Source organism: Neptunomonas sp., assembly GCF_016744175.1.
GTDB lineage: Bacteria > Pseudomonadota > Gammaproteobacteria > Pseudomonadales > Balneatricaceae > Neptunomonas.
In genome coordinates, this window is record NZ_JADGEV010000079.1 from 1 (window position 1) to 9,223 (window position 9,223).

Annotated in this window: 7 protein-coding genes; 6 read left to right on the forward strand and 1 reads right to left on the reverse strand. The window is 44.2% G+C overall.

All coding sequences use genetic code 11. The annotated features are described in order from the left end of the window. Positions 1-201 precede the first annotated feature (201 nt). Entirely contained in the window at positions 202-1,104 is a 903-nt protein-coding gene (locus QZZ55_RS19445) for an AraC family transcriptional regulator (RefSeq protein ID WP_293269080.1), read from the reverse strand. A 184-nt stretch (positions 1,105-1,288) separates the two neighbouring features. On the opposite strand from QZZ55_RS19445, the gene QZZ55_RS19450 reads away from it, so the two are divergent. The 6 genes from QZZ55_RS19450 (at position 1,289) to QZZ55_RS19475 (ending at position 9,006) form a co-directional block, all read left to right on the forward strand. Next, the gene (locus QZZ55_RS19450) at positions 1,289-2,782 is read left to right on the forward strand and encodes a CoA-acylating methylmalonate-semialdehyde dehydrogenase (protein ID WP_293269081.1); all 1,494 of its coding nucleotides are present in this window, start codon (positions 1,289-1,291) and stop codon (positions 2,780-2,782) included. A gap of 117 nt (positions 2,783-2,899) precedes the next feature. Continuing rightward, positions 2,900-4,057 (forward strand): acyl-CoA dehydrogenase family protein, encoded by a 1,158-nt coding sequence (locus QZZ55_RS19455; protein WP_293269082.1) that lies wholly within the window; start codon positions 2,900-2,902, stop codon positions 4,055-4,057. Between the two features lie 93 nt (positions 4,058-4,150). After that, positions 4,151-4,927, forward strand: a complete 777-nt coding sequence (locus tag QZZ55_RS19460; protein WP_293269083.1) for an enoyl-CoA hydratase — start codon at positions 4,151-4,153, stop codon at positions 4,925-4,927. A gap of 29 nt (positions 4,928-4,956) precedes the next feature. Then, positions 4,957-6,057, forward strand: coding sequence for an enoyl-CoA hydratase/isomerase family protein (locus tag QZZ55_RS19465; RefSeq protein WP_293269084.1), 1,101 nt, complete (start codon positions 4,957-4,959; stop codon positions 6,055-6,057). Between the two features lie 61 nt (positions 6,058-6,118). Beyond that, positions 6,119-7,009: a 3-hydroxyisobutyrate dehydrogenase gene (mmsB, locus tag QZZ55_RS19470; RefSeq protein ID WP_293269085.1), complete on the forward strand. Its 891-nt coding sequence runs from the start codon at positions 6,119-6,121 to the stop codon at positions 7,007-7,009. A gap of 107 nt (positions 7,010-7,116) precedes the next feature. Continuing rightward, positions 7,117-9,006 (forward strand): AMP-binding protein, encoded by a 1,890-nt coding sequence (locus QZZ55_RS19475; protein ID WP_293269086.1) that lies wholly within the window; start codon positions 7,117-7,119, stop codon positions 9,004-9,006. The last annotated feature ends 217 nt before the right edge of the window (positions 9,007-9,223 follow it).

Genomic DNA, 9,223 nt, shown 5'->3' on the forward strand with positions numbered 1-9,223 from the left:
AAGTCGATCAACTTGTTTCTGCTATGGCGGCTTACAGTGTGCCTGATGGCGTAGGGAATGATATCTCGCAGGAAACAAAAACTGATTTGCAATCTGTTTTGGCGGCAAGTTGGCAGCCAGTTTGATGGTAATTAATTTCTAAGAATACATAGGGAGCTTTCGCTCCCTTTTTGTATTTTTAGGCAATGGCAACAAAGTGCATTAAGAAGGATAAGGATAAGTCCCCATACGCATACGCCGGTATTGGCTGGGTGAAATCCCCATGATTTTCTTAAAAATCCGCGAAAAATAGTACGCATCCTCATACCCCACTGCAAAGCTTATTTCATTGATTGATTTGGTGGTCACGTCTAACAAATGGCAGGCGCGTTCAATTTTTAAGTGAATAAAATGATTGATAGGTGTCGTGCCTGTTAGTTCTTTGTATTTTTTTATAAAATGAAATTTTGAAAGGTTTGCTGTTTCTGCCAGTGTATCTAAATCTAACTGCTCATGAGCTCTGGTTTGCATAAGACTGTGTATGAGTTCCAAATCAAAATTATGGGCTGCTTTTTGTTGCTTGGCCAATGGCTGTAACCGTGCGACGTGCGTTAGTATCTGGCGTAGAAGGTTAGCTGCGTGTACAAATGCGCTCAGGTTATAGCTAGATTGTCGGCATTCAAGCAGTGATTCTATGTCGCTTGTGAGTCGCGCATGGATCCCTAATGGCAATATGAAATTATTTTCACGCACAGCAAGATAGTCAATAAACGCCTCACTTTGTTCACCCGAAAAATGTATCCAATAGATAGTCCATGGCGTCAGTTCTGATGCTTTGTAGGCGTGTGCGGTTCCTCTTGGAAGGAAAATGATATCACCAGCTTTAATCTTGAAAGTCTCATGATCCAGCGTTAATTCACCTTCTCCATCAAGACAATAGATCATCAAATAGTCATCGTGTGTGCGCCGCAACATAGTATGGTCGAACGCTTGTTTATAGTAACCAAGCCCTATGGGGTATAGCTCTTTAGCTAGCGGGTGCGTTCTTAGCTGAGCTACGATTTTGCGGGGCACAACAAACCTAGAGCTTTCGGGAGGCAGTGGCCATTCAGAGGGTTGGCTCATATCGTTAGACCTTTAGACTAGGGAAAACCACTATTAATTCGCAATATAGTCCATTAATCTAACAAGATTATCAATCCCTGGTCCACATAACATGTGCTTAAATTATCATCAACGTAAAACGCTAAGCACGCCATTTGGCAACTGACCGTGAAACTACAATAAAACAAGAGGCAAGGTATTTATCATGACTCAACAAGTACAACTTCTGATTAACGGTGAACTAGTAAGCAGTAAATCTGATAACTGGATTCCTGTAACAAACCCAGCGACACAGGAAGTTATTGCACAAGTACCTTGTGCAACTGCTGAAGAAGTAGAGCAAGCAGTTGATGCGGCAAAGGTTGCTTTTGAAACGTGGAAAGAAACACCCGTAGGAGAGCGTGCGCGTTTAATGCTGCGTTATCAGGCACTGCTAAAAGATAACCATGATGAAATCGCTAAAGTCTTGGCATTAGAAACAGGTAAAACCTTTGAGGATGCGAAAGGTGATGTGTGGCGTGGTATTGAGGTAGTTGAGCATGCTTGTAACATTGCTTCATTAAGCATGGGTGAAACCGTTGAGAACGTTGCACGTAAAATCGATTGCTACAGCATTACTCAGCCTTTAGGCGTGTGTGTTGGTATTACACCGTTCAACTTCCCTGCAATGATTCCGTTGTGGATGTTCCCTATGGCAATCGCTTGCGGTAACACTTTTGTGCTTAAGCCTTCTGAGCAAGATCCTCTAACGCCAATGTTTTTGGCTAAGTTGTTTCAAGAAGCAGGTGCCGCACCTGGATTGTTACAAGTTGTGCACGGTACAAAAGATGCTGTTAACCAACTGCTAACACATAAAGATACTCCAGCTATTTCGTTTGTTGGTTCTGTTGCGGTAGGTGAGCATATCTACCGTACAGGTACGGACAAAATGAAACGCGTACAGGCATTTGCTGGCGCTAAAAACCACATGGTTATTATGCCTGATGCTGCTAAAAACCAAGTAATTAATAGTATTGCAGGTGCTTCTGTCGGTGCGGGTGGTCAGCGTTGTATGGCGATTTCTGTTGCCGTGTTTGTTGGTAGTGCACGTGAGTGGATCCCTGAAGTACGTGAGGCACTAGCAAAAGTTCGTCCTGGTGTATGGGATGATGAAGGTGCTGGATACGGCCCGCTAATCAACCCCCAGGCCAAAGAGCGTGTTTTACGCTTTATCCAAGAAGGTAAAGATGCAGGCGCTGACTGTATTCTGGATGGCTCTGGCTGTGTGGTTGAAGGTTATCCTGATGGTAACTGGGTTGGCCCAACAATGTTCCGTAATGTCACAACAGATATGTCGATCTACCAGGAAGAGATCTTCGGGCCTGTATTGATTGCTCTAGAAGTAGATACTCTTGATGACGCTATCGCTTTGATTAATGACAACCCATACGGTAACGGTACTTCTATGTTTACCTCATCGGGTGCTGCTGCGCGTAAATATCAGCACGAGATCAAAGTAGGTCAGGTAGGTATTAACGTACCGGTACCAGTGCCTCTACCGATGTTCTCTTTCACGGGTTGGAGAAAATCTTTCTACGGTGATCAGCATGCTTATGGTAAGCAGGCAGTGCGTTTCTACACAGAAACTAAAACCGTCACTGCTCGTTGGTTTGAAGATGATATCGATACCGGTGTGAACACAAGTATCAACCTTAAGTAATATTTTTAAGTGCTAAAGGCCTTGAGAGATATTGTTATAAATATCGTTCAAGGCCTTGTTTTGTATGACAATAAAATTCGCGAAGGTTAGCGGACTTCGCTAAATAGGGAGAGGCCAATGGATTTTGAACTTAACGAAGATCAGATCGCATTTTCCGATATGGCGCGAGCATTCGCTCAAAATGAGATGGAGCCCCATGCAGCAAAGTGGGATCAAGAACAAATTTTCCCCGTTGATGTTTTACAAAAAGCCGGTGAGCTAGGCTTTTGCGGTTTATATTCACCAGATGATGTCGGCGGTTTAGGTCTTGGTCGTCTTGATTCTAGTATTATCTTTGAACAACTCGCGATGGGTTGTACTTCTACGACCGCTTTTATCACTATTCATAATATGGCGACGTGGATGATTGCCGATTTCGGTAATGAAGAGACACGTCAGTTTTGGTGCCCTGATTTAACGGCAGGCCAAAAATTAGCATCATACTGCTTAACTGAGCCCAATGCGGGCTCTGATGCTGCTTCTCTAAAAACGACTGCACGTAAAGAGGGCGACGAGTACGTTCTTAACGGTAGCAAAATATTTATATCCGGTGCAGGTGCAACTGATGTATTGGTTGTGATGGCGCGCACAGGTGAGGATGGCCCTAAAGGCATTTCTGCTTTTGCTATTGATGCCAAAGCGGCGGGTATTACTTATGGTCGTAAAGAAGAAAAAATGGGTTGGAATAGCCAGCCTACACGACTGATTACTTTTGAAGACGCCAGAATTCCTGCCTCATGCTTGATGGGTAAAGAGGGCGACGGCTTTAAAATTGCCATGATGGGCTTGGACGGTGGGCGCATTAATATTGCAACGTGCTCAATCGGTACTGCTCAGGCTGCATTAAATCACGCCATTCAATATATGGGCGAGCGAAAGCAGTTTGGCCGTGCGCTTGAAAACTTCCAAGCGCTGCAGTTTAAAATCGCTAATATGAATACCGAATTAGTCGCTGCCCGCCAGATGGTGCGTCTTGCTGCGAGTAAGCTTGATCATAAACATCCCGACCGATCTACTTATTGTGCAATGGCGAAACGCTTTGCAACAGATGTTGGCTTTAACGTGTGCGATGAAGCGCTGCAGATTTTTGGTGGATATGGCTATATTAAAGAATATCCAATGGAGCGTTATGTTCGTGACAATCGTGTTCACCGTATTTTGGAAGGCACGAACGAAATAATGAACGTGATTATTGCTCGTCGTCTATTGCTAAAAGATGCGGCGGATATTCTGTAACGTGTTTTTGCTAAACAAGCTTAGCTAGCGACAATAACCTAGCCATTGCTCTTAATAAATTAGCTATAAAAGAGATTAGAGGTAAATGATCCAATGAGTGACAAACTACTAGTAGAAAAGCAGGGCCATATTGCAGTTATAACAATGAATAATCCGCCAGCAAATACGTGGACAGAAGCGACGTTAAAAGAGTTGGCAGTCATTGTTAAAGAGCTTAATGCTGATATGAATATATTCAGCATGGTACTTAAGAGTAGCAGTGAGAAGTTTTTCTCTGCAGGCGCAGATTTAAATCTTTTTGCTGACAGTGACCGTTCTGTTGCAAGAGACATGGCGCGTTACTTTGGTGAGGCATTTGAGACACTTTCTCAGTTTCGTGGTGTTTCAATCGCAGCGATGAATGGCTGGGCTATGGGCGGTGGTTTAGAAGTTGCTTTGGCGTGTGATATTCGTATAGCTGAAGAGCAGGTTCAGATGGCGTTACCTGAAGCTAAAGTAGGTTTGTTACCTTGTGCTGGTGGAACACAAAACCTCACCATGCTTGTAGGTGAAGGCTGGACTAAAAAAATGATTCTTTGTGGTGAGCGTGTTAAAGCGCCTAAAGCATTAGAAATTGGCTTGGTAGAAGAAGTAGTTCCTACAGGTGAGTCTGTTAACCGTGCTATGGAAATGGCAGAGCAGGTCGCTGAACAAAGTCCGATGGCTGTTGCTGCATGTAAACAGTTGATTCAGTCAAACCGTACTCGTGCGTGGGATCAAGGTTATATTCTTGAACGTGAATTGTTTGTTGACTTATTCCACTCTGAAGATCAAAAAGAAGGTGTGAATGCGTTTTTAGGCAAGCGTAAAGCAGAATGGAAAAACCGTTAAGAAGATGACCCCATAAAGGAGGGAAACGGATGAGCTGTGTACTTTTTACAGAACACCTGACGCAAGATGGCAAAAAAATTATTGAAATCGCCCTTAATGCAGAGAAATCTCTTAATGCGTTAACACTGGATATGATTGACCTGATTCAGCCTAAGTTAGATGCGTGCAAAGCAGATGATTCTGTTGTTGCCATTTTGCTTGATGGTATGGGTGAAAAAGCATTCTGTGCCGGTGGTGATGTGGTTAGTCTGTACAAATCTATGACGGGAGGCGGTGAGCCAGACTTCCCTGAAGAGTTTTTCACGCGAGAATATTTATTAGACTACACCATCCATACTTATCCTAAGCCAATTATCTGCTGGGGTAGCGGTATTGTGATGGGCGGTGGTATGGGCTTAATGAGTGGCTGTAGCCACCGTATCGTAACTGAAACAACGCACATGGCGATGCCAGAAGTGACGATCGGTTTGTATCCAGATGTTGGTGGTACATGGTTCTTGCATCGTACGCCTGGCCGTACAGGTCTCTTTCTTGGTCTTACTGGAAATAGAATGAATGCTGCCGATGCGTTATTTCTTAATTTAGCAGACCGCTTCTTGAAAACATCACAGCGTGGTGATGTCCTAGATCGTTTGTCACAAGAGGCGTGGGATGGCGACTTAAATGCAGTTGTTAACCGTGTATTACGTGATCTTGAAGATGATGCATGGGATATCCGCCAAGGAATTGAGTCGCCAGTGCGTACGCATTTTGACTTGATTCAAGACATTACCGACCAAGATACCGTTGAAGAGATCATAGAAACGCTGCTTGCTGTTGAGACTGATGACAAGTGGATGCAGCGCGCTCAAAAAGCTATCAGTCATGGTAGCCCTCTTGCTGTACATATGATTTATAAACAGCTGAAAAATACTGTTCAGATGTCATTGAAAGAAGTATTTGAATCCGAGTTAGTATTATCGGTTCAGTGTTGTCGTCATCGTGAATTCCCTGAAGGTGTTCGCGCACTGCTCGTAGATAAAGACGGCAAACCTAATTGGACATTCAGCTCTGTTAATGATGTTGATCCAGCCTTTCTAGATGAGTTGTTCGTTTCCCCGTGGGAAACTAATCCGCTGGCTAAGATGTGAGTTAATGTGCTCAATCAAGAATTTTTCTATTAAGAATAACGATAAGAACAAGGATTAAAAAATGGCTACGATAGGCTTTATTGGTTTAGGAAACATGGGCGGTCCAATGGCGATTAATCTCGTTAAGGCTGGCCACACGGTTAAAGCTTTTGATTTATCAGCTGAAGCTGTAGCAAAAGTTGTATCAGAAGGCGGCGTGTCCGCTCAATCTGCCAAGGATGCAGTCACAGATGCTGATTTTGTTGTGTCAATGTTACCAGCAGGCAAGCATGTTCAGGGTTTATTTGTTACAGGTGATGACCCTTTATTTGATCATGTTAAACAGGATGTACTGATCATTGATTCATCCACTATTGATGCTGCTACGGTTCATAATGTTGCTGCTGCTGCTGAAGCTCGCGGTATTGGCTTTATTGATGCGCCTGTATCGGGTGGTGTAGGTGGCGCAAAGGCTGGGACGTTAGCCTTTATGGTGGGTGCGAGCGAAGCTCAGTTTGCTAAGGCCAAACCTATTTTGGATGTTATGGGAAAAAATATTTTCCATGCAGGTGCTCATGGCGCAGGTCAGGTTGCTAAAGCCTGTAACAATATGCTGTTGGCTGTATTAATGACAGGTACTAGTGAAGCGCTCAATATGGGTGTGAAAAATGGTTTAGACCCCGCTGTTCTGTCTGAAATCATGAAGCAGAGTTCTGGTAACAACTGGGCATTACAGGTGTATAACCCGTTCCCAGGTGTTATGGAAAATGCCCCTGCTTCAAATGACTATCAAGGTGGTTTTCAGGTTGATCTGATGTTTAAAGACCTTGGTCTTGCGATGGAAATGAGCCAGCAAAGCGCTTCTCCAACGCCAATGGGCTCACAGGCCCGCGCTTTGTTTAACCTGCATAAGGTTAATGGTAACGGTGGTCTAGACTTCTCTAGCGTACTGAAGCTGTATCAAGATCAGTAATCTTTGATCTAAGTAATATCGAACAAGGGCACCTTAATTTAAATAGGGTGCCTGCTTCATAGCCTTTAATAAGAGCGCCTTCAATAAAAAAAGCATGAGGTCCTACGATGGGTTACACAGAAGAATATCGTCACGCGCTTGAGAATCCTGAGTCATATTGGGCAGAACAAGCGAAAGCAATAAGCTGGTACAAAGATCCTCAAACCATTATCCAAGAAACAGAACATGGTACTTTCTGTTGGTATCCGGATGGTGAGCTAAATAGCTGCTACTTAGCCGTTGATAAACAGGTTGAAGAAGGCCGCGGTGAGCAAGTTGCACTGTATTACGATTCACCCTCAACGCAAACCAAAGAAGCTATTACGTATAATGATTTGCAGAAGCGAGTCAGTAAGTTTGCCGGTGCAATGAAGGGCTTGGGAGTTGAGAAAGGCGATCGTGTTGTTATTTACATGCCTATGATTCCTGAAGCGGCGGTTGCTATGTTAGCTTGTGCCCGTTTAGGTGCGGTGCACTCTGTTGTGTTTGGTGGATTTGCAGCGAATGAGCTCGCCATTCGTATTGATGATGCAACACCTAAGCTTATTCTCACCGCTTCATGTGGTATCGAGTTTGACAAAAAAATTGCTTATAAGCCATTGGTTGATAAAGCAGTTGAGTTGGCCACGCATAAGCCTGCACATACTGTTGTTTGTCAAAGAGCTGTTTTAACGGCAGAAATGAACCCTGCTCGTGACCTTGATTGGCATGATTTTCAAAAAGATGCAGCGCCTGCCGACTGTGTTGCAGTGAAAGGCTCAGACCCGCTTTATGTGCTTTATACTTCTGGAACCACAGGGCAGCCAAAAGGTATCGTCAGAGACAATGGTGGGCATGCTGTCGCTTTACGTTATGCCTTTAATAACGTCTATGGCATGAAAGCCGGTGATGTTTGGTGGGGAGCTTCCGACATCGGTTGGGTCGTTGGGCATTCCTTTATTGTCTATGGTCCGTTAATGGGCGGTGGCTCAGCTATTTTCTACGAAGGTAAACCCATTCGCTCACCAGATGCGGGTGCTTTTTGGCGTGTAATTGAAGAGTACAAGGTTAACTCGATGTTCTGCGCTCCTACAGCGTATCGTGCTATCCGCAAAGAAGACCCTACGGGGGCGCTGTCAAAAGATTACGATCTAAGTAGCCTTCGTTGGGTATTTGTTGCAGGTGAAAAGCTAGATTCTTCAACGTACCAGTGGCTCAACGAATTACTGCAGGTTCCTGTGATTGATCACTGGTGGCAAACAGAAACGGGTTGGCCAATGACATCACCTATGATGGGCTGGGATAATCCTTCTGAAGCGCGTCTTGGCTCGACTAACAAGTCAATCCCTGGATATGATATCCGTGTTTTAGACGGTGATGGCGTTGAGATGGAATCAAATGAGACAGGTAATATCTGTGTCAAACTACCCTTGCCGCCCGGTGTTGCATGGAGTATATGGAATCAGCCGCAACGTTATAATGATTCCTATCTAGAAGCCTTCCCTGGTTACTATCACACTGGTGATGGTGGCTTTAAGGATGATGATGGTTATATTTACATCACAGGGCGTACTGATGATGTTATAAACGTTTCTGGGCATCGCTTATCGACAGGGGAGATGGAAGAGGTTGTTTCTGCTCATCCTGCAGTGGCGGAGTGTGCGGTTATTGGTGCAAATGATTCGCTTAAAGGGCAAGTACCGGTAGGTCTTATTGTCTTGAAAGCAGGCGAAGATATTGAAGAAGCGCAGCTTGAAAAAGAGCTCGTGGAACGCGTGCGTGGTGAAGTGGGTGCGTTGGCTTGCTTCAGAAAAGCCGTTGTCGTTGAGCGCTTGCCAAAAACTCGCTCAGGAAAAATCTTACGGGCAATACTCCGTAAAATTGCTGCCAATGAAACCTATAAGATGCCTTCTACGATTGATGATGAAACTATTTTGCCAGAGATTGAAGATATCTTGAAAGAAAGAGGCTTGGTGTAAGCTGAGTATGTTTTTTTCAACGTGAGCCTATTAGGCTTTGATGCTTAAGCAGGTAGTTAAAAGCGGCTCTCATATGAGAGCCGTTTTTTTTATGTATTATTGAAGATGAAATCATTAGTCTGGAAAGACAATTAGTCAGCCACTAGGTCGAGGCATGACGCGTCCACATCGGCATTAACATAAGCCATGCCCAGTTTATGTAAGTATTCCAAACGGT